Below are 19,983 nucleotides of genomic sequence, written 5' to 3' on the forward strand. Positions count from 1 at the left end.
TTCCTCCTAATTTTACTCAAAATTTGATACGATGAGTCATTTTTTGCGATACTCCCATTTTATCATAAATAGCAGAGAAATTCACGGATATTCTTTGAAAACTAAAAAGAACTTGACTATTAAGATCAAGTTCCATTATTTTTCTTGATAGGAAGTGTCATTCCATCTTTCTAGAGTGAAGGTTTCAAAATCATCGGTCTCTAAAACTGTCAGACTAGCATTGGCCAAGCCTCCTTCTTTGCGGAGGTGAGCTTCTTTATAGCCTAAAAGTGTACGAAGGCTAGCAGTGAGATTTGCCCCATGACCAACGATCAGAATGTTTTCAGCCGGACTTCCTTTCAGAGATTTGATAAACTGAATGGTTCGCTGAGTCGTAGAGTAGAGAGATTCGGCTTCAAACATCCTCGTATCAAACTGAGCCAGATTAGAGCGAAAGGCCTTGATTTGTTGTGGATAGATGGCATTGAGCGTAGCGATTTTTAATCCCTCTAGTTTTCCAAGTTGCCATTCACGTAGGTCAGGAATGCTCTTCAAAGGACAAGGGGATTGGAGTTGACTCTGGATAATTTCAGCAGATTTGACCGCTCTGGGTAAATCACTAGAATAAATCGTATCAAAAGGAATTTCCTTGAGATGTTGACCAAGTTGTTTTAGGATGTCAATGGATTCTGAAAGAAGGGGAGAGTCGCCGCTAGCACCTTGAAAACGTCCTTCAAGATTCCAGACAGTCCGACCATGACGGACAAAATAGAGTTTCATCAGTTGTTTTCCTCCAAGATATCAGCGAAGTCCGCTTTTACAAAGCTGGCTAAGTCTTGAGGTCGGATGATGATACTGTGCCCGACTTCTCCAGCAGAGACAATCATTTGGTCTAAATCCAAAGCAGTCTGATCAATAAAAATGGGATAATTGTGTTTTTGGCGAATGCCGACGGGGTTATTAGCCCCATGAATATAGCCTGTCGTTTTTTCCAGATCTTTTTGAGGAATCATGCTGACTTTTTTATTACCAGAAACCTTTGCTAGTTTTTTCTCAGCGAGGTGTTCTGTTATGGGAACGATTCCGATAATTGGCCCCGTTTTGTCTCCTAATAGAGCCAAGGTTTTAAAGATATGAGTTCGATCATATTCCGAAGGAAGTTCACCCTCAAGCGCGTTGATCTGAATACCAGTATGGTCAATACCCGCCTTGGTCAAGATTTGTTCGACCAAGGTTTTTTTAATCTTAACTTTCTTTGCCATTATTTATACTTATCCTCCAATTGACTCATCCAGATACCAAGCCAAATGCCAAGTGCAAAGAAGAAGGCGATGAGAACATAACTCACGATAGAAAGTCCAGTGTATTGGATACTTTCAGCACTTCCAGCATTTGGAATCAAAATCAAGAGGGTGCTTGATAGCACAATTCCAATAATAAAGTGATAAACACAGGAGTGGTAGTTGTTTAAGGCATGGTCCATTAATTTTGAAAAGATAATAAGAGTTGCTCCTGCACCAATACCGATTGGAAGGAAGGTTCCAAATAAATCAAAGGTTTTAAAACCAGTGAGCATTGGAGCGTACAGTCCTAAAATCAAGAGTAGATTTGACGGACTTAAACCTGGCACCAAGACACCTAGAGCTAAAAGAGCCCCCGCTAAGATGAAACTAGCGAAACCAGCACTGAGAGAACCAACAACAAAATTTAGCGCGTAGAGCCCGACACCTGAAAGGATAAAGGTGGTCCAGAACCAGACTAGGTCAATCTTATCCCGATCAGATTCTCGAGTAGATTCTTTAAGGAGGCTAGGCACTGTACCGATGATAGCTCCAGCAAAACTCCATAAAACATAGACTTGGTAATTTGCTAGCAGATACTCGATTGGATAAGAAAACAAACCAATGCCTAGCAACATCCCAATTGCTACTGGAATAAAGTATAGGACATTCGCTTTAAAATCTTTAAAGGGATGAGCCAGAAAAGAAATCATTCGCTCGTAAATTCCCAAAATAGCTGCCAGAACACCACCAGAAATTCCAGGTAGGATAAATCCTAAGGCGATGACTATTCCTTTAATAACTCTTGCAATCCATGAAAACATCATAAAATCCTCAATTTCATAAAATTCTTTCTCTATCCTATCAATTATAACACAGACGAGAAGAAAATGAAAAAACAAGTGAAAAAGAGAGCAATTTTCACTTGTCTTATGGTCTTAAAAATAGTTTTCTGAAGGTTTCTTCTTTTTCCTTCAAGGTAGAAATGAGATTAATATCTAAATGATGTTCAAATCCAGCAATTCTTCCTTTTGAAGTATACTGATGGAGGTCATAGTCTAAATCAGTATTAGGCGTGGTTTCAAAGTAACCTGAATCCGTTCCATAAGATGGAATCCAGACAGCAGAGAACTTGTCTGTATTGATACTATGTTCTTGCATGAAATAAACACCGATGTAAATTCCGATATTCTTGGCGCCAAGCGCTTCTAGTTTAGCCCTAAAAGCTTCAACACCTTCGTTCATATCAGACATTGTTTTTTCTTCAACATCGAGCCAATAGTAACTAGGGTTATATGGAGAAGCAGCATTATAGAAAACTTCAGCGGCTTTTTCCATTTCTTCCTTGCTGGGGCTAGCTAGATAGGCATAGACTCCAACTGGGACATTACGCTTTTGAAATTCTGTAATATGACTTTTATAGGCTTTATCGACACCATTGGCATAAGCCGCATCATTAGTTTCAGTATGTTGAGCCCCATTGTGGACGCGAACAATAACACCTGAAATATTTTGAGACAAGGTATCGTAGTTGATCTCCTCAGGTCTTTGCCAACCAGAGACATCAATGATAGGTTTGTCAAGATTATGCAAGGCCTGATTTTCAACCTGGACTGCATTGGGTTTTGACTTGACAGGGTGGTCTTCATAAGTTGGTCTATTGAGGATCAAAATAGCTATAAATATAGTAAATAAAGTAAAAATAATAGCTGGATGAATCTTTTTTCTCATATTTAAATAGTTTAACGTAAATAGATAAAAAAATCAAAGAAAACATCGGAAAAAGTGAATATATGGGCGTCTTTTCCCTATTTCTTTGTTTGTTTACTCCTAAGAAACTAAATTATGGTATAATATAAGGGAATTTCTAGAGAAAAGAGAAGATTATGTCAAATTATGCCATTATTTTAGCAGCGGGTAAAGGTACTCGCATGAAATCAGATTTGCCAAAAGTGTTGCACAAGGTTGCGGGTATTTCCATGCTGGAACATGTTTTTCGTAGTGTTGGTGCTATTCAACCTGAAAAAACAGTTACTGTAGTTGGTCACAAGGCTGAGCTAGTTGAGCAAGTATTAGCTGGTCAGACAGACTTTGTTACCCAATCAGAACAACTAGGAACTGGACATGCTGTCATGATGGCAGAGCCTATTCTCCAAAATCGTACTGGCCACACCTTGGTTATTGCTGGGGATACTCCTCTGATTACAGGTGAAAGCTTGAAAAACCTCTTGGATTTCCATATCAATCACAAAAATGTTGCGACGATCTTGACAGCTGAAGCAGCAAATCCTTTTGGATACGGTCGAATTGTCCGTAACGATAATGCAGAAGTTCTTCGTATTGTTGAGCAAAAAGATGCCACAGACTTTGAAAAGCAAATTAAGGAAATCAATACAGGAACTTATGTATTTGACAATGAACGTCTTTTTGAAGCTCTTAAAAACATCAACACCAACAATGCACAAGGTGAGTACTATATTACTGACGTGATTGGGATTTTCCGTAATGCGGGTGAAAAGGTTGGGGCCTATACTCTCAAGGATTTTGATGAAAGCCTTGGTGTAAATGACCGTGTAGCTCTTGCGACTGCGGAAGCAGTGATGCGTCGCCGTATCAATCAAAAGCACATGGTTAATGGTGTTAGCTTTGTCAATCCGGAAGCAACATACATCGACATTGATGTTGAGATTGCTCCTGAGGTCCAAATCGAAGCCAACGTTACCTTAAAAGGTCAAACGAAGATTGGTGAGGAGACTATTTTAACAAATGGAACTTATATCGTAGATAGTACCGTTGGAGCTGGAGCCGTGATTACCAACTCTATGATTGAGGAAAGTAGTGTTGAGGACGGTGTAACAGTTGGTCCTTATGCCCATATTCGTCCAGGTTCAAGTCTGGCTACTCAAGTTCACATTGGAAATTTTGTTGAAGTAAAAGGCTCTTCAATCGGTGAAAATACCAAAGCGGGTCATTTGACTTACATAGGAAACTGTGAAGTGGGTAGCAACGTTAATTTCGGTGCAGGAACTATTACAGTCAACTACGATGGCAAAAATAAATACAAAACTGTCATTGGCAATAATGTCTTTGTTGGCTCAAACTCAACTATTATTGCTCCTGTAGAACTTGGGGATAATTCTCTGGTTGGAGCGGGTTCAACCATTACCAAGAATGTTCCTTCTGATGCCATTGCTATCGGCCGTGGACGTCAGGTCAACAAAGATGAATATGCGACTCGCCTCCCTCATCATCCCAAGAACCAGTAGGAGTTTGTCATGGAATTTGAAGAAAAAACGATTAGTCGGAAGGAAATCTATCAAGGTCCTATTTTCAAACTAGTACAAGACCAGGTGGAACTACCAGAAGGAAAGGGGACTGCCCAACGTGACTTGATTTTTCACAATGGAGCTGTTTGTGTACTAGCTGTGACAGCCGAAGACAAAATCGTTCTCGTTAAGCAATACCGAAAGGCTATCGAGGCGGTTTCTTATGAGATTCCTGCAGGTAAACTAGAACTTGGTGAAAATGCTGATCCAATGGCAGCGGCCCTTCGTGAATTGGAAGAAGAAGTTGCCTACACGGCTAAGCTAGAACTGTTGTACGATTTCTATTCTGCGATTGGATTTTGTAACGAAAAACTAAAACTCTATCTCGCCAGTGATTTGGTCAAGGTGGAAAATCCTCGTCCGCAAGATGATGATGAAACCTTGGAAGTCCTAGAAGTAAGTCTAGAGGAAGCCAAGAACCTGATCCAGTCAGGTCATATCTGTGATGCCAAGACCATTATGGCGATCCAGTACTGGGAACTACAAAAGAAATAGAGGAGAAACCCATGGGAAAACCTTTATTAACAGACGAAATGATTGAACGTGCCAATCGTGGTGAGAAAATCTCAGGACCACCTCTTCAAGATGATGAGGAAACAAAGATCCTACCAACGTCTTCACAACATTTTGGTTATTCACGTTCTAGAGACCACGGTTTTAGTCAAGATACCTTAACAATCGAAGTAGAGCCAACGATTCATAAGAGTCGCCGCATTGAGAATACCAAGAGAAATGTTTTTAATTCGAAACTCAATCGCATCTTGTTTGCAGTCATCCTACTTTTGATTTTGTTAATTTTAGCGATGAAACTCTTGTAATTGAAAGGACTTGAAATGAAAATTGGAATCATTGCTGCTATGCCAGAAGAACTCGTATATTTGACTCAGAATTTGGATAAACCTCAAGAAATCCAAGTCTTAGGAAATACATACTACACAGGCTCTGTTGGCAATACAGAAGTCGTTCTAGTTCAGAGTGGGATTGGAAAGGTCATGTCGGCTATGAGTGTAGCTATTCTAGCTGACCATTTCCAAGTAGAAGCCATCATCAATACAGGATCTGCTGGTGCTCTTGCTGAAGGGATTGCTGTTGGAGATGTAGTGATTGCGGATAAGTTGGCTTATCATGATGTGGATGTGACTGCTTTTGGCTATGCTTATGGCCAAATGGCTGGTCAACCTCTTTACTTTGAATCAGATAAGAAGTTTATCGCTAGGATTAAAGAAAACTTATCTCAGTTAGAACAGACTTGGCACCTAGGCTTGATTGCTACAGGGGACAGTTTTATAGCTGGAGATGATAAGATTGCTAGTATCAAATCCCACTTTCCAGATGTTCTAGCTGTTGAGATGGAGGGTGCAGCCATTGCACAAGCGGCTCAGGCTCTTAATTTACCGTTCCTAGTCATTCGTGCTATGAGTGACAATGCCAATCACGAAGCCTCTATCTCTTTTGATGAGTTTATTATCGAAGCTGGACGTCGTTCTGCCCAAGTCTTACTAGCCTTTTTAAAGGCCTTGGATTAAGCGGAAATTTGACAGTTTATCTAGCTTATGATAAGATTTAAATAAAGAAAAGCTAGAAAACGTTTCAGAGGATATTATGAGTATTGAAATGACCGTCAGTGAGATTGCAGAGGTCTTAGGACTATCTCGTCAAGCAATCAACAATCGTGTCAAAGAACTTCCAGAAGAGGACACGAAAAAAAATGACAAAGGTGTAACTGTAGTTACTCGAAGTGGCTTGATCAAGCTAGAAGAAATCTATAAAAAAACAATTTTTGAAGATGAACCAGTCAGTGATGATGTCAAACAACGTGAACTGATGGAAATCTTGGTCGATGAGAAAAACGCTGAAATTCTTCGCTTGTACGAGCAGCTCAAGGCAAAAGACCGCCAGTTATCAGAAAAAGATGAACAGATGCGTATCAAAGACCGCCAGATTGCTGAAAAGGACAAACAGTTGGACCAACAGCAACAGTTAACTCTTCAAGCCATGAAGGATCAAGAAACCTTGAAACTCGAGTTGGACCAAGCAAAAGAAGAAGTCCAAGCAACCAAAAAAGGCTTTTTTGCTCGCCTTTTTGGAGGAAAATAAAGAAGCTGTTTGGGTTACTCACTAACCTAATGGCTTCTTTTATTATTTATAGTTTAGTTTGGGTAGTAATTGAGGTAAATAATGGAAAAATTAAGAGATTATATCGCCTTTGATTTGGAATTCAATCAACACGAGGGGGTTACCCATTTAATTCAAGTATCAGCAGTCCGTTTTCAAGATGGACAAGAATGTGCTGCTTTTGATTCTTATGTTTATACTACAGCCCCTTTAAAGAGTTTTATTAATGGTTTGACTGGAATCACAGCTGAAACCTTAAAAGATGCGCCAAAAGTAGAGCAAGTTTTAAAGAACTTTCAAGCATTTGTTGGCGACTTACCTATTGTTGGTTACAATGCGGCTAAGAGTGATTTGCCTATTCTTTTGGAGCATGGTATTGATTATCGTGACCAGTATAAGGTTGATCTATATGAGGAGGCTTTTGAACGCCGTAGTTCTGACCTACACGGCATAGCCAATCTTAAATTACAAACTGTAGCGAATTTTTTAGGCTTTCACGGGAAGTCTCATAATAGTTTAGAAGATGCCCGCATGACGGCGCGTGTTTACGAAGCTTTTTTGGAATCGGATGAAGGAAAGCTATTAATAGAAGATCAGAGTAGTTTTTCGATGAATAATCCTTTCGGTGGCTTAGATTTATCCCAATTTTTAGACTAGGAGTGCTTATGAAACCTGAAAAACCTAAAAAGCTAGGTTTTAGGAAGATATACTATAACCTAGATAAGATTTTATTTCTATTTTTCTTGATATTTATGATGGTTGAGTTTGTCTGGCTACCATTAAATTCGTGGATTGCTGGCATTCTTCTGAGACAAACCGGTTATTTGTTTATCTCCTACAATAACTTTTGGGCGATTATACAAGGCTCGCCTTTTATCAGTTTAGCCTTTCTCATCTTAATTGCAATCAATCTCCTGGTTGCCTATTTCCAGATTTGTCTTTTGTTTATCGGGGCTCGTCACCTTCTCTATCATGAAAAGAGAACTTTAATTGAGTACAGTAGAAAAGTATTTCACCAGAGCTTTCTATTCGTTAAGCGATTGAGCTTTTGTAAGATGGCCTTTGTCTTTTTTTACATTGCTTTGCTTTTCCCGTTCATCCGTAAGATTTTAAAAATCTACTACCTCAACAAGATTATTATTCCTGATTTTATTGTGAATTATTGGGAAGGTAAGCATTGGCTGGTAGGTCTGATGATCATAGCATCCGCTTGGATCTTTCTCTACATCTCTGTCCGATTTATGTTTGCCCTTCCTAAGATTCTCTTTGAAAGAAAGACGGTAAGAGAAAGTGTGAAATATAGTCTCAAAAAGACAAAGAAAAATGTCCTTTTCTACTCTTGGCATCTCTTACTCATTATCATTAAAACCTATCTTTTCTTCTTTGGTTTATTAATTCCTTTGCTTTTTGCGCAAGCAGTGATGGATAATCTCACTCAAAAAGAATCCTTGATTCTCGGTGTGATTAATTTTGTCTTGATTAAAAATTTCCATTACATGACCCTGACTTACTTCTTAGTGAAGTTTGTTTCCTTCCTGACAGGAGAAGAGCTAGAGATTATGCCAAGGCGAAAGAAAGATCATCTGATGAGATGGGGTGTTATGGGGTGTGCAAGCATCATCTTTGCCATAGAAGGCTACGTTTATCTGGAATCTCCGGATACCAATACACCTTTAGTGATTTCGCACAGAGGAGTAAGTAATAAAAACGGTGTTCAAAATACTGTGCAGTCTTTAGAAAAAACAGCTCAACTAAAACCAGATCTTATCGAAATGGATGTGCAGGAAACGAAAGACGGTCAGTTCGTGATGATGCACGATGCTAACCTCAAAAATTTAACAGGTATTAATGCTACACCGCAAGATTTGACTCTGGATGAATTAACAAATACAGATATTTACGAGAATGGTTATCAAACAAAGATTTCAAGCTTTGATGCCTATTTAGAACGAGCAAATGCTTTAAACCAAAAATTGCTGATTGAGATTAAAACCAGTAAAAAAGATAGTCCGCAAATGATGGACCATTTCCTCGAAAAGTATGGAGCGACTATCAAGAAATATGGACATCAGATGCAATCGCTAGACTACCATGTGATTGATAAGGTGTTGACTTATGATTCTGAAATTCCAGTTTACTTCATTCTCCCCTATAACAGTATCTTCCCAAGAACCAAGGCAACGGGTTACACTATGGAGTACTCGACTTTGGATGAATACTTTGTCAATAAACTCTGGACAACTGATCAGAGACTCTATGTTTGGACCGTAAATGGTTCGGAGGCATTTGATAAAGCAGTTCGTCTCGGCGCAGATGGCATGATAACGGATGATCTTGAAATGGTCCAGTCACAAGTCACAACGGCTCAAGACGATCCGGAATATACGGAATTACTCTTAAAGAAAGCAATGGAATTCTTTGATTTCTAAGAAAAAAAGAGAAACAGATGTTTCTCTTTTTTTGTGGATTAGAAAGGCAATTTTCCAGCGAAAGCTCCTAGTTTCTTCTTAGTCGTTTCATCAATTTGTTCAAGAGCAGCGTTAATCGCTTGAACAGTCATGTCAGAAAGTGTTTCGAGATCTTCTGGATCTACAACTGCTGGGTTAATGTCAATGCTGACAACTTTTTTGTCTCCAGTCAAAGTTGCTTGGACAAGGTTCTGGGCTGATTTTCCAACAAATTCCATGGCAGCGAGTTCTGCTTGGCTTTGTTCCATTTGTTTTTGAAGTTTTTGTGCTTGGCGCATCATGTTTTGCATGTTCATCATGGCGGTTTACAGTTTCCTTTTTCTATTATTTTTCTATTTATTTTATCAATTTTAGGGGCAAAAGTCTATTATTTGTTTAATTCATGAGATATATAACCTTTTATAATGAGTCTCTCAAACAACTTTTAAGAAATTTACTATGCACACCTAGTATTCTTTGCTAAAGAAATAATTTTTGTTTAAGCTTTCTTTAAGGTTTCTATTATATTCTAAAGAACTCTATATTAACCGAACGTTGGACGGATAATATAGAGTATAACCTGATTTTATTTCTTAATTTGTTATGGTCTTTCTGTATTTAGTAATACATTGTTCACTTTTTACCTTAAATGGTGTGTTGATTATACTAAATGAGACTCTGTATTTTCTTCATGATGGAGACAGATTGTGATATAATAGATGGTAATGAGTTTTTTAGAATAAACTAAAGGAGAATATAAATGATCTATGCAGGAATCCTAGCCGGAGGAACTGGCACACGCATGGGAATCAGTAATTTACCAAAACAATTCTTGGAGTTGGGTGATCGACCTATTTTGATCCACACAATTGAAAAATTTGTTTTGGAACCAAGTATTGAAAAAATTGTAGTTGGAGTTCATGGAGACTGGGTGTCACACGCTGAGGACCTAGTTGACAAGTATCTTTCTCTCCACAAGGATCGCATCATCATCACCAAAGGTGGGGCTGATCGCAATACCAGTATCGAGAAGATTATTGAAGCTATTGATGCCTATCGTCCAATCACTCCAGAAGATATTGTGATTACCCACGACTCTGTTCGTCCATTTATCACACTTCGCATGATTCAGGACAATATAAAACTGGCTCAAAATCATGATGCGGTTGATACAGTAGTAGAAGCAGTTGATACCATTGTTGAAAGTACTAATGGTCAGTTTATCACTGATATTCCAAATCGTGCTCACCTCTATCAAGGTCAAACGCCTCAGACTTTCCGTTGCAAGGATTTCATGGATTTGTATGGTTCCCTATCTGATCAAGAAAAGGAAATCCTGACGGATGCATGTAAGATTTTTGTTATCAAAGGGAAGGATGTTGCTCTAGCTAAAGGGGAGTATTCAAACCTTAAAATCACAACTGTGACTGACTTGAAAATCGCGAAAAGCATGATTGAGAAAGACTAAGGCTATGATTAATCAAATTTATCAACTGACCAAACCAAAGTTTATCAATGTAAAATACCAAGAAGAGGACATTGATCAGGAGAATCATATCCTGATTCGTCCAAATTATATGGCGGTTTGTCATGCGGATCAACGTTACTATCAAGGGAAACGCGATCCAAAGATATTGGCTAAAAAGCTTCCAATGGCCATGATTCACGAGTCTTGTGGAACTGTTATTTCCGATCCAACTGGGACTTATGAAGTCGGTCAAAAGGTAGTTATGATTCCCAATCAACCGCCTATGCAGAGTGACAAGGAGTTCTACGAGAACTACATGACAGGAACCTACTTCCTATCTAGTGGTTATGATGGCTTTATGCGAGAATTTGTCTCTCTTCCAAAAGACCGAGTCGTTTCTTATAATGATATCGAAGATACAGTTGCTGCCATCACCGAGTTTGTAAGTGTCGGTATGCATGCCATGGATCGATTCCTGCATCTTGCTCATAGCAAGCGAGAGCGCATCGCTGTTATTGGAGATGGTAGTTTGGCCTTTGTGGTTGCCAATATTATTAATTACACACTACCGGAAGCAGAGATTATCGTGATTGGACGCCATTGGGAAAAATTGGAGCTCTTCTCTTTTGCAAAAGAGTGCTATATCACGGATAATATCCCAGAGGATTTGACCTTTGATCATGGATTTGAGTGTTGCGGTGGTGATGGTACAGGACCAGCTATCAATGACTTGATTCGCTATATTCGTCCACAGGGAACGATTCTCATGATGGGAGTGAGTGAATACAAGGTTAATATCAATACACGAGATGCTTTGGAAAAAGGATTGTTATTAGTAGGCTCATCTCGTTCAGGACGCGTCGATTTTGAGAAGGCCATTCAAATGATGGAAGTCAAAAAGTTTGCGAATCGTCTGAAGAATATCCTTTATGTTGAAGAGCCTGTGAGAGAAATCAAGGACATTCACCGTGTCTTTGCTACAGACCTAAATACTGCTTTCAAAACAGTATTTAAGTGGGAAGTGTAGAAGATGGAGGTTAATTGTGGAGAAACTCATCAAAGAAAAAATTTCTTCTTTACTATCTGATGAAGAGGAAGTACTCAGTGTTGAACAGTTGGGAGGCATGACCAACCAAAACTATTTGGTTAAAACAACCAACAAACAGTATATTGTGAAATTTTTTGGTAAAGGGACTGAAAAACTCATCAATCGTCAAAATGAAAAGTACAATCTTGAACTTTTAGAGGATTTAGATTTAGATGTCAAAAATTACCTCTTTGATATTGAGTCAGGGATTAAAGTAAATGAATACATCGAATCAGCAGTAACTCTTGATTCAACATCTATCAAATCCAAGTTTGAAAAGATTGCACCAATTTTACAAACCATCCATGCTTCAGGGAAAGAATTAAGAGGAGAATTTGCTCCTTTTGAGGAAATCAGCAAATATGAATCCTTGATTGAGGGACCTATCCCTTATGAAAACTATGAAGCTGTAAGAAAAGATGTATTTTCACTAGAAAAGAGATTGGCTGATTTGAGTGTTGATAGAAAGTCCTGTCACATCGATTTGGTACCAGAAAACTTTATCGAGTCACCACAAGGTCGTTTGTATTTGATTGACTGGGAATACTCTTCTATGAATGACCCGATGTGGGATTTGGCAGCTCTTTTCTTAGAGTCTGAATTTACAAAGCAAGAGGAAGATGATTTCCTTTCCTACTATGAAAGTGACAAAACGCCTGTATCACGTGAGAAGATTCGTATCTATAAAATCTTGCAAGATACTATCTGGAGTTTGTGGACAGTGTACAAAGAAGCTCAAGGGGCTGATTTTGGAGATTACGGTGTCAATCGTTACCAAAGAGCTGTCGAAGGTTTGACTTATTATGGAGGTTAGGATGAAGAATAAAAATGGTGTTTCCTTTGGTCTGCTCTCTGGTATCTTCTGGGGATTAGGTCTAACAATTAGTGCTTATATCTTTTCAATTTTTACAAATCTTTCACCTTTTGTGGTGGCTGCTGCTCATGATTTCTTGAGTATCTTTATCTTGTTAGCTTTTCTTTTGGTAAAAGAAAGAAAAGTTCGTCTCTCGATTTTCTTAAATATTCGAAATGTGAGTGTAATTATCGGAGCTTTACTAGCAGGACCAATTGGTATGCAGGCCAATCTTTATGCAGTTAAATATATCGGTAGTTCTCTAGCTTCATCTGTATCAGCTATTTACCCAGCAGTTTCAGTTTTGCTCGCCTTCTTCATTTTGAAACACAAGGTTTCAAAGAATACAGTATTTGGTGTTTTCTTGATTATTGCAGCGATCATTGCTCAAACCTACAAAGTTGAACAAGTTAACTCGTTTTACATTGGGATTCTTTGTGCCCTTATCTGTGCCATTGCCTGGGGGAGTGAAAGTGTTCTCAGCTCCTATGCTATGGAAAGTGATTTAAGTGAAATTGAAGCCTTGTTAATTCGACAAGTAACCTCATTCTTGTCCTATCTTGTGATTGTGCTCTTTTCTCACCATTCGTTTGCAGAAGTGGCAGATGGGCAGTTACTAGGCCTCTTGCTTGTCTTTGCGGCCTTTAATATGATTTCCTACTTAGCTTATTATATCGCCATTAATCGTTTGCAACCTGCAAAAGCGACAGGTTTGAATGTGAGCTATGTAGTCTGGACTGTCTTATTTGCAGTTATTTTCTTGGGTGCACCGCTAGATATGCTGACAATCATCACTTCACTTATTGTTATGGCTGGTGTTTATATTATTATTAAAGAATAAAGGAGATTCGTGTGAAAGCGATTATTTTAGCAGCGGGCTTAGGAACTCGTCTGCGCCCTATGACTGAAAATACACCAAAAGCTTTGGTTAAGGTTAATCAAAAACCCTTGGTAGAATACCAAATCGAGTTTTTGAAAGAGAGAGGAATTGATGAGATTATTATCGTTGTCGGTTACCTCAAAGAACAATTTGACTACCTAAAAGAAAAATATGGTGTCCGTTTAGTCTTTAACGACAAGTATGCTGATTACAATAACTTTTACTCACTTTATCTAGTAAAAAAAGATTTGGCTAACAGCTATGTCATCGATGCAGATAACTATCTTTTCAAAAATATGTTTCGAAACGATCTTAAACGTTCTACCTATTTTAGCGTTTATCGTGAAGACTGTACCAACGAGTGGTTCTTGGTTTACGGTGATGACTACAAGGTTCAAGACATTATTGTTGACAGCAAGGCTGGTCGCATTCTGAGCGGAGTTTCATTCTGGGATGCACCAACTGCTGAGAAGATTGTTGGCTTTATTGACAAAGCTTACGAAAGTGGTGAATTTGTTGATCTCTACTGGGACAACATGGTTAAGGATAATATCAAAGAATTAGATGTCTATGTCGAAGAATTAGAAGGAAATAGCATCTATGAAATTGATAGTGTAAAAGATTACCATAAATTAGAAGAGATTTTATCTACTATTGAGTAAGGAAATAGAAGAAGGCTTGGGCCTTCTTTTTTTGTGTATTTTATAACAAGAATGTTTGATATTGATTGTATTCTTTAAATAAAACAAAAATTACAAAAAAATGAACAAAATAAAACAAAAAATATTGACAACGATTTCATATAGTGTTATACTTATTACATAAAAGATAATTGAAAGAAGGGAAAATGTTATGGGATTAGATCATTTCTTTGACAAAAACCTGGTGTTTTGCTTAGAAGCGGATAATCAAGAACAACTCTTTGATCAGGTAGCAAGCTTGTTGGAAGAACGAGAAATTGTCACTCCAACTTATCGTGAAGCCTTGATCACGCGTGAAAAGTCATTTCCAACTGGTTTAGATATGGAATTTCTAGGAAAGGACTTGCCAAATGTAGCGATTCCTCATACAGATATTGTTCATAATCTAGCTGAGAAAGTAGTGGTTGTTCGATTAGAAAAACCAGTAACTTTTCACAATATGATAGCTCCTGATAAGGAAGTAGAAGTATCCCTACTCTTCTTTATCATTAACAACTCAAGTTCAAGTCAAACAAATATTCTGGCTCAGTTGATGGACTTTTTCACAGGAAATGGACATCTGGAAGATCTATCAAAAATTTCCGAACCAGAAAAACTTTATGCTTACATTGCTGAAGCAACCGCTTAATCTTGTCTATTAAAAAATAAAATCGGAGGAAATCCAAATGATTAAAATTCTTGCTGCCTGCGGTGCAGGTGTTAACTCAAGTCACCAAATTAAAAGTGCTCTAGAAGAAGAACTTTCAAACCGTGGTTATGATGTTCACTGTGATGCAGTCATGGTGAAAGATGTAAACGAAGACCTTATCAAGGGCTACGATATCTTTACACCAATCGCTGCAACTGACCTTGGTTTTGAACCAGGTATTCCAGTAATTGAAGCTGGCCCAATCTTGTTCCGTATTCCAGCAATGAGCGCTCCAGTATTTGACAATATTGAAGAAGCTATTAAAGAACACGGACTAAGCTAATTTATTCTTTATCTTGTTAACATTCATATAACTAAAAAAACGGGAGGAACTATTATGGATGTCATTATCGAACTAGCCAATAAGCTGTTCAAACCTATCTTGGATATGGGTGGACCAATCATCATGCTGATCATTTTGACAGTATTGGCTCTACTTTTTGGAGTGAAATTCTCCAAAGCGCTTGAAGGTGGTATTAAACTTGCCATCGCTCTTACTGGTATCGGTGCCATCATCGGTATGCTCAACGGAGCTTTCTCAGCATCACTTGCAAAATTCGTTGAAAATACTGGTATTCAATTGAACATCACCGACGTTGGTTGGGCACCACTTGCAACCATCACTTGGGGTTCTGCGTGGACACTTTACTTCTTGCTTGTAATGTTGATTGTCAACGTTGCGATGCTTGCAATGAAGAAAACGGACACACTTGACGTTGATATCTTCGATATCTGGCACTTGTCAATCACTGGTCTTTTGATTAAATGGTACGCAGACAACAATGGAGTTAGCCAAGGGGTTTCACTTTTCATCGCAACTGCAGCAGTTGTCCTTGTAGGTGTTTTGAAAATCATCAACTCTGACTTGATGAAACCAACATTCGACGACCTTCTTAATGCACCAAGTTCATCACCAATGACTTCAACACACATGAACTACATGATGAACCCAGTTATCATGGTTTTGGATAAGATTTTTGAAAAATTCTTCCCAGGTCTTGATAAATATGACTTTGATGCTGCTAAATTGAACAAAAAAATCGGTTTCTGGGGTTCTAAATTCTTTATCGGTTTCATCCTTGGTATTGTTATTGGTTTGATGGGTACTCCACATCCTGTTGAAGGACTTAAAGATGCTGCAAACTGGCAAGAAGTTATTAAAGGTTGGTTGTCTCTTGGTTTGACAGCCGGTGTAGCTTTGGAACTCTTCTCACTTATAGGATCTTGGTTCATCGCAGCCGTAGAACCACTTTCACAAGGTATTACAAACGTTGCTACTAAACGTCTTCAAGGACGTAAATTCAACATCGGTCTTGACTGGCCTTTCATCGCTGGTCGTGCTGAAATCTGGGCTTGTGCTAACGTACTTGCTCCAATCATGCTAGTTGAAGCAGTGCTTCTTTCAAACGTTGGTAATGGTATCTTGCCACTTGCAGGTATCATCGCTATGGGTGTGACTCCAGCTCTCTTGGTTGTTACACGTGGTAAATTGCTCCGTATGATTATCTTCGGAACACTCTTGTTGCCTCTCTTCCTTCTTTCTGGTACTCTTATCGCACCATTCGCAACAGAACTTGCTAAAGGTGTAGGTGCCTTCCCAGAAGGTGTGAACCAATCTCAATTGATTACTCACTCAACTCTTGAAGGACCAATTGAAAAACTATTTGGTTGGGCAATCGGTAATGCTACAACAGGTGATATCAAAGCAATCCTTGGTGCAGCAGTCTTCCTTGTATTCTATGTAGGTATCTTTGCTTGGTATAGAAAACAAATGATCAAACGTAACGAAGAATACGCAGCAAATGCTAAATAATTCGCTCCTATAAAATGTAAATTGTGAAAACTAGGTTGTTAATTTCCTACATTGGGAGTGGCAACCTAGTTTTTTATATAAAAATCTAAAAAATAGTTGGAGAATATTATGGTAATTGAAATCAAATCAGACCAGTTAACGGTCCAGTTTAAAACCTTAGGTGGCGCCTTGTCGTCAATCAAGGACCGAGAAGGCATTGAGTATTTGTGGCAAGGAGATGCCACTTACTGGAGTGGACAAGCGCCAGTACTTTTCCCAATCTGTGGCTCTTTAAGAGAAGATACAGCCTTCTACAGTCACGCAGATGGAACGGAGACGAAAGGAAACATTCCTCGTCATGGTTTGGTCCGTAAAAAAGAATTTGACTTAGTTGCTCAAACAGAAAACAGCGTAACCTTTGCTATCGAAGATGATGAGAATACTTATCAAAACTATCCTTATCATTTCCGTCTTGAAATCACTTATCTAGTGACCGGCAAGACTGTCCGTACTCAATACAAAATCTATAATAAAGAAACGAATAAAGTAATGCCATTCTTTATAGGAGGACATCCAGGATTTAATTGTCCTCTGCTAGAAGGCGAAACTTATGAAGATTACTATTTAGAGTTTGAGAAAGAAGAGACTTGCTCTGTTCCACGTCCTTTCCCAGAAACTGGCATGTTAGACTTTCAAGATAGAAGTCCATGGTTGGATTCGCAAAAGGAAGTGGATCTAAGTTACGATCTGTTTAGTGTTGATGCAGTGACTTTGGATGAGTTGCAATCCAGAACAATTTCCCTTCGTTCTCGTAAACATGAGAAGGGATTAAAAGTACACTTCCAAGAGTTTTCAAATCTCATTATCTGGTCAACTTTGAATAAGGGACCTTTCATTGCCTTTGAACCTTGGTCTGGCTTGTCAACATCTCTTGAAGAAGGAGATCATTTAGAAGATAAGAAAAACGTTCGTTTCTTGCAACCCGGTCAAGTAGATCAGATTGGCTTTGATATTGAAATATTTTAGATAAAAAACCACAAAAACAAACATTTACTGTTGACTTTTTCTATAAATAGGAGTATATTATGTTTGTAAACAACAAATGATGTTTGTAACAAACAAATAATCACTTGTTATATTCTCTGTCGCAGAGAAAGTTTCTTTCTAGGAACTTGATTTCCTGGACTTGGATAAGGTGATATTCATCTCATTCAATCAAATTTATCACTAAACTGCTAGAAAGTCTTTTGTAGGTAAACTGCTAACTATAAAAGTCTTTACTAGCCTAGAAAAATAAAAAGGAGTATACAATATGTCTATTGTTATCGGTGCAGATGCTGCAGGTTTGAGATTGAAAGAAGTTGTGAAAGACTTCTTGGAAAAAGAAAACTTCCACGTTGTGGATGTTACAGCTGAAGGTCAAGACTTTGTTGATGTGACTCTTGCTGTTGCCGCAGAAGTAAACAAAGAAGAACAAAATCTTGGTATCGTGATTGATGCTTATGGTGCTGGTCCATTCATGGTCGCAACAAAAATCAAAGGAATGGTTGCCGCAGAAGTATCAGATGAACGCTCAGCCTATATGACTCGTGGCCACAACAACTCACGTATGATCACTATGGGTGCACAACTTGTTGGTGACGAATTGGCTAAAAATATTGCTAAAGGTTTTGTTAACGGTAAATACGACGGTGGCCGTCACCAAATTCGTGTTGATATGTTGAACAAAATGTGCTAATACTCTTCAAAAATCAAGATAATCTGTTGTCAGCTCACTTTAGCTAACCTCAGTTATGCTTGCAGCTCGCTTCCTAAGCTAATCTTGATTTTTATTGAGTAAGGATAAATGATATTAGATTTATATAATTAATCGGAGGGAATAACTAATGAGAATTGCAATTGGATGTGACCACATCGTAACAGATGAAAAAATGGCGGTTTCAGAATTTTTGAAATCAAAAGGATATGAAGTCATTGACTTTGGTACATATGACCACACACGTACTCACTACCCAATCTTTGGTAAAAAAGTTGGTGAAGCCGTTACAAGTGGTCAAGCTGATCTTGGGGTATGTATCTGTGGTACTGGTGTTGGTATCAACAACGCTGTAAATAAAGTTCCAGGAGTTCGTTCTGCCTTGGTTCGTGATATGACAACAGCTCTTTATGCAAAAGAACAATTGAACGCCAACGTTATTGGTTTTGGTGGTAAAATCACTGGTGAATTGCTTATGTGCGATATCATTGAAGCTTTCATCAAAGCTGAATACAAACCATCAGAAGAAAACAAAAAATTGATTGCGAAAATTGAGCACGTTGAAACTCACAATGCTCATCAAGCAGATGCAAACTTCTTTACAGAATTCCTTGAAAAATGGGATCGCGGTGAATACCACGACTAAGAGGTGACGCATGATTTTAACAGTCACAATGAATCCATCCATTGATATTTCTTATCCTTTGGATGAATTGAAAATTGACACTGTCAACCGTGTGGTGGACGTGACCAAGACAGCTGGTGGTAAAGGGCTCAATGTTACACGAGTTCTTTCAGAATTTGGTGATTCTGTTGCAGCTACTGGTTTGGTCGGTGGTAAACTTGGTGAGTTTTTAGTAGAGCATATCGATGATAAAGTAACGAAACGTTTCTTCTCCATTCAAGGAGAGACTCGTAACTGTATCGCTATTCTACACGGTGAAAACCAAACAGAAATCCTTGAAAAAGGTCCCGAAGTTCTGGAACAAGAAGGGCAAGATTTCTTGGCTCATTTCGAAAATCTTCTTGACGCTGTGGAAGTAGTTGCTATCTCTGGTAGTCTTCCAGCTGGCCTTCCAGTTGACTATTATGCAAGCTTAGTAGAACTTGCTAATCGCGTAGGAAAACCAGTTGTTCTGGATTGCTCAGGTGCTGCCCTTCAGGCGGTTCTTGAATCACCACATAAACCAACAGTAATCAAACCAAATAACGAAGAATTGTCTCAGCTTCTTGGGAAAGAAGTTTCTGAGGATTTGGATGAGTTAAAAGAAGTTCTTCAAGAGCCTCTATTTGCAGGGATTGAGTGGATAATTGTTTCACTTGGTGCAAATGGTGCTTTTGCAAAACATGGGGACACTTTCTACAAGGTAGATATTCCAAGAATTCAGGTAGTGAACCCTGTTGGATCTGGAGATTCTACTGTGGCAGGGATTTCCTCAGGACTTCTTCATAAGGAATCTGATCAAGAACTCCTCATCAAGGCCAATGTCCTTGGTATGCTCAATGCCCAAGAAAAGATGACAGGTCATGTCAATATGGCCAACTATCAAGCTTTATATGATCAATTAATAGTAAAAGAGGTATAAAATGGTTTTAACAGAAAACAAACGT

General features: G+C 38.5%; 24 protein-coding genes. 19 read left to right on the forward strand and 5 right to left on the reverse strand.

Translation table 11 applies throughout. The annotated features are described in order from the left end of the window. Window positions 1–135: 135 nt before the first annotated feature. The 4 genes from HMPREF8578_RS08965 to HMPREF8578_RS08980 form a co-directional block, all read right to left on the reverse strand. Complete coding sequence (locus tag HMPREF8578_RS08965; protein WP_000780825.1) at window positions 136–759, reverse strand: histidine phosphatase family protein; 624 nt, start codon at window positions 757–759, stop codon at window positions 136–138. Next, window positions 759–1,241 carry an aminoacyl-tRNA deacylase gene (locus HMPREF8578_RS08970; protein ID WP_001085909.1) on the reverse strand — a complete coding sequence of 161 codons (483 nt, stop codon included), beginning with the start codon at window positions 1,239–1,241 and terminating at the stop codon, window positions 759–761. The genes HMPREF8578_RS08965 and HMPREF8578_RS08970 overlap by 1 nt, the downstream gene beginning before the upstream one ends. Further along, window positions 1,241–2,083, reverse strand: coding sequence for a DUF368 domain-containing protein (locus tag HMPREF8578_RS08975; RefSeq protein ID WP_025168837.1), 843 nt, complete (start codon window positions 2,081–2,083; stop codon window positions 1,241–1,243). Before HMPREF8578_RS08975 ends, HMPREF8578_RS08970 begins: the two co-directional genes overlap by 1 nt. Window positions 2,084–2,189: 106 nt before the next feature. Beyond that, a complete protein-coding gene (locus HMPREF8578_RS08980; protein WP_001227575.1) occupies window positions 2,190–2,990 on the reverse strand; it encodes a glycoside hydrolase family 25 protein in 801 nt (266 codons plus the stop codon). Between the two features lie 155 nt (window positions 2,991–3,145). Here HMPREF8578_RS08980 and glmU point away from each other — a divergent pair, with 155 nt between their 5' ends. The 7 genes from glmU to HMPREF8578_RS09015 all read left to right on the forward strand — a co-directional run bounded on the left by glmU (window position 3,146) and on the right by HMPREF8578_RS09015 (window position 9,129). Continuing rightward, a complete protein-coding gene (gene glmU / locus HMPREF8578_RS08985) occupies window positions 3,146–4,525 on the forward strand; it encodes a bifunctional UDP-N-acetylglucosamine diphosphorylase/glucosamine-1-phosphate N-acetyltransferase GlmU (protein WP_000073760.1) in 1,380 nt (459 codons plus the stop codon). Window positions 4,526–4,534: 9 nt separating this feature from the next. Continuing rightward, complete coding sequence (locus HMPREF8578_RS08990) at window positions 4,535–5,080, forward strand: NUDIX hydrolase (protein WP_000393795.1); 546 nt, start codon at window positions 4,535–4,537, stop codon at window positions 5,078–5,080. An 11-nt stretch (window positions 5,081–5,091) separates the two neighbouring features. Then, window positions 5,092–5,403, forward strand: coding sequence for a cell wall synthase accessory phosphoprotein MacP (gene macP, locus HMPREF8578_RS08995; RefSeq protein WP_000517872.1), 312 nt, complete (start codon window positions 5,092–5,094; stop codon window positions 5,401–5,403). A gap of 15 nt (window positions 5,404–5,418) precedes the next feature. Next, complete coding sequence (locus HMPREF8578_RS09000; protein ID WP_000689808.1) at window positions 5,419–6,111, forward strand: 5'-methylthioadenosine/adenosylhomocysteine nucleosidase; 693 nt, start codon at window positions 5,419–5,421, stop codon at window positions 6,109–6,111. A gap of 76 nt (window positions 6,112–6,187) precedes the next feature. Then, window positions 6,188–6,682 carry a chromosome segregation protein RocS gene (gene rocS / locus HMPREF8578_RS09005; protein WP_000021252.1) on the forward strand — a complete coding sequence of 165 codons (495 nt, stop codon included), beginning with the start codon at window positions 6,188–6,190 and terminating at the stop codon, window positions 6,680–6,682. An 81-nt stretch (window positions 6,683–6,763) separates the two neighbouring features. Then, window positions 6,764–7,357, forward strand: a complete 594-nt coding sequence (locus tag HMPREF8578_RS09010; protein WP_000413625.1) for a 3'-5' exonuclease — start codon at window positions 6,764–6,766, stop codon at window positions 7,355–7,357. An 8-nt stretch (window positions 7,358–7,365) separates the two neighbouring features. Then, a complete protein-coding gene (locus tag HMPREF8578_RS09015) occupies window positions 7,366–9,129 on the forward strand; it encodes a glycerophosphoryl diester phosphodiesterase membrane domain-containing protein (RefSeq protein WP_000801701.1) in 1,764 nt (587 codons plus the stop codon). 38 nt (window positions 9,130–9,167) lie between these two features. Here the strand turns inward: HMPREF8578_RS09015 and HMPREF8578_RS09020 are convergent, their stop codons facing one another. Further along, entirely contained in the window at window positions 9,168–9,467 is a 300-nt protein-coding gene (locus HMPREF8578_RS09020) for a YbaB/EbfC family nucleoid-associated protein (protein WP_000981520.1), read from the reverse strand. 440 nt (window positions 9,468–9,907) lie between these two features. Between HMPREF8578_RS09020 and HMPREF8578_RS09025 the strand changes: the two genes are divergently transcribed. From HMPREF8578_RS09025 to HMPREF8578_RS09080, 12 genes are all read left to right on the forward strand, one after another. Continuing rightward, window positions 9,908–10,615 carry an IspD/TarI family cytidylyltransferase gene (locus HMPREF8578_RS09025; RefSeq protein ID WP_000638514.1) on the forward strand — a complete coding sequence of 236 codons (708 nt, stop codon included), beginning with the start codon at window positions 9,908–9,910 and terminating at the stop codon, window positions 10,613–10,615. Window positions 10,616–10,619: 4 nt separating this feature from the next. Beyond that, window positions 10,620–11,642, forward strand: coding sequence for a ribitol-5-phosphate dehydrogenase (locus HMPREF8578_RS09030; protein ID WP_000609901.1), 1,023 nt, complete (start codon window positions 10,620–10,622; stop codon window positions 11,640–11,642). A gap of 16 nt (window positions 11,643–11,658) precedes the next feature. Further along, window positions 11,659–12,516, forward strand: a complete 858-nt coding sequence (locus tag HMPREF8578_RS09035) for a phosphotransferase family protein (protein ID WP_000413087.1) — start codon at window positions 11,659–11,661, stop codon at window positions 12,514–12,516. 1 nt (window position 12,517) lies between these two features. Further along, complete coding sequence (locus tag HMPREF8578_RS09040) at window positions 12,518–13,396, forward strand: DMT family transporter (protein ID WP_000791843.1); 879 nt, start codon at window positions 12,518–12,520, stop codon at window positions 13,394–13,396. Window positions 13,397–13,407: 11 nt separating this feature from the next. After that, window positions 13,408–14,097 (forward strand): sugar phosphate nucleotidyltransferase, encoded by a 690-nt coding sequence (locus tag HMPREF8578_RS09045; RefSeq protein ID WP_000643954.1) that lies wholly within the window; start codon window positions 13,408–13,410, stop codon window positions 14,095–14,097. Window positions 14,098–14,287: 190 nt separating this feature from the next. Continuing rightward, the gene (locus HMPREF8578_RS09050) at window positions 14,288–14,764 is read left to right on the forward strand and encodes a PTS sugar transporter subunit IIA (protein ID WP_000521979.1); all 477 of its coding nucleotides are present in this window, start codon (window positions 14,288–14,290) and stop codon (window positions 14,762–14,764) included. 37 nt (window positions 14,765–14,801) lie between these two features. Continuing rightward, window positions 14,802–15,107, forward strand: coding sequence for a PTS sugar transporter subunit IIB (locus HMPREF8578_RS09055; RefSeq protein ID WP_000590552.1), 306 nt, complete (start codon window positions 14,802–14,804; stop codon window positions 15,105–15,107). Window positions 15,108–15,161: 54 nt separating this feature from the next. Further along, window positions 15,162–16,637 carry a PTS galactitol transporter subunit IIC gene (locus HMPREF8578_RS09060; RefSeq protein ID WP_000382517.1) on the forward strand — a complete coding sequence of 492 codons (1,476 nt, stop codon included), beginning with the start codon at window positions 15,162–15,164 and terminating at the stop codon, window positions 16,635–16,637. A 108-nt stretch (window positions 16,638–16,745) separates the two neighbouring features. Then, entirely contained in the window at window positions 16,746–17,642 is an 897-nt protein-coding gene (locus tag HMPREF8578_RS12470) for an aldose 1-epimerase family protein (protein WP_000234155.1), read from the forward strand. A gap of 286 nt (window positions 17,643–17,928) precedes the next feature. Further along, complete coding sequence (gene lacA / locus HMPREF8578_RS09070; RefSeq protein ID WP_000029277.1) at window positions 17,929–18,354, forward strand: galactose-6-phosphate isomerase subunit LacA; 426 nt, start codon at window positions 17,929–17,931, stop codon at window positions 18,352–18,354. Between the two features lie 148 nt (window positions 18,355–18,502). Next, on the forward strand, window positions 18,503–19,018 hold the full coding sequence (gene lacB, locus HMPREF8578_RS09075) for a galactose-6-phosphate isomerase subunit LacB (RefSeq protein ID WP_001216920.1): 516 nt from the start codon (window positions 18,503–18,505) through the stop codon (window positions 19,016–19,018). Between the two features lie 10 nt (window positions 19,019–19,028). Further along, the gene (locus tag HMPREF8578_RS09080) at window positions 19,029–19,958 is read left to right on the forward strand and encodes a tagatose-6-phosphate kinase (protein ID WP_000604255.1); all 930 of its coding nucleotides are present in this window, start codon (window positions 19,029–19,031) and stop codon (window positions 19,956–19,958) included. Window positions 19,959–19,983: the final 25 nt, after the last annotated feature.

It is taken from the genome of Streptococcus oralis ATCC 49296, assembly GCF_000185265.1.
Lineage (GTDB): Bacteria > Bacillota > Bacilli > Lactobacillales > Streptococcaceae > Streptococcus > Streptococcus oralis_BC.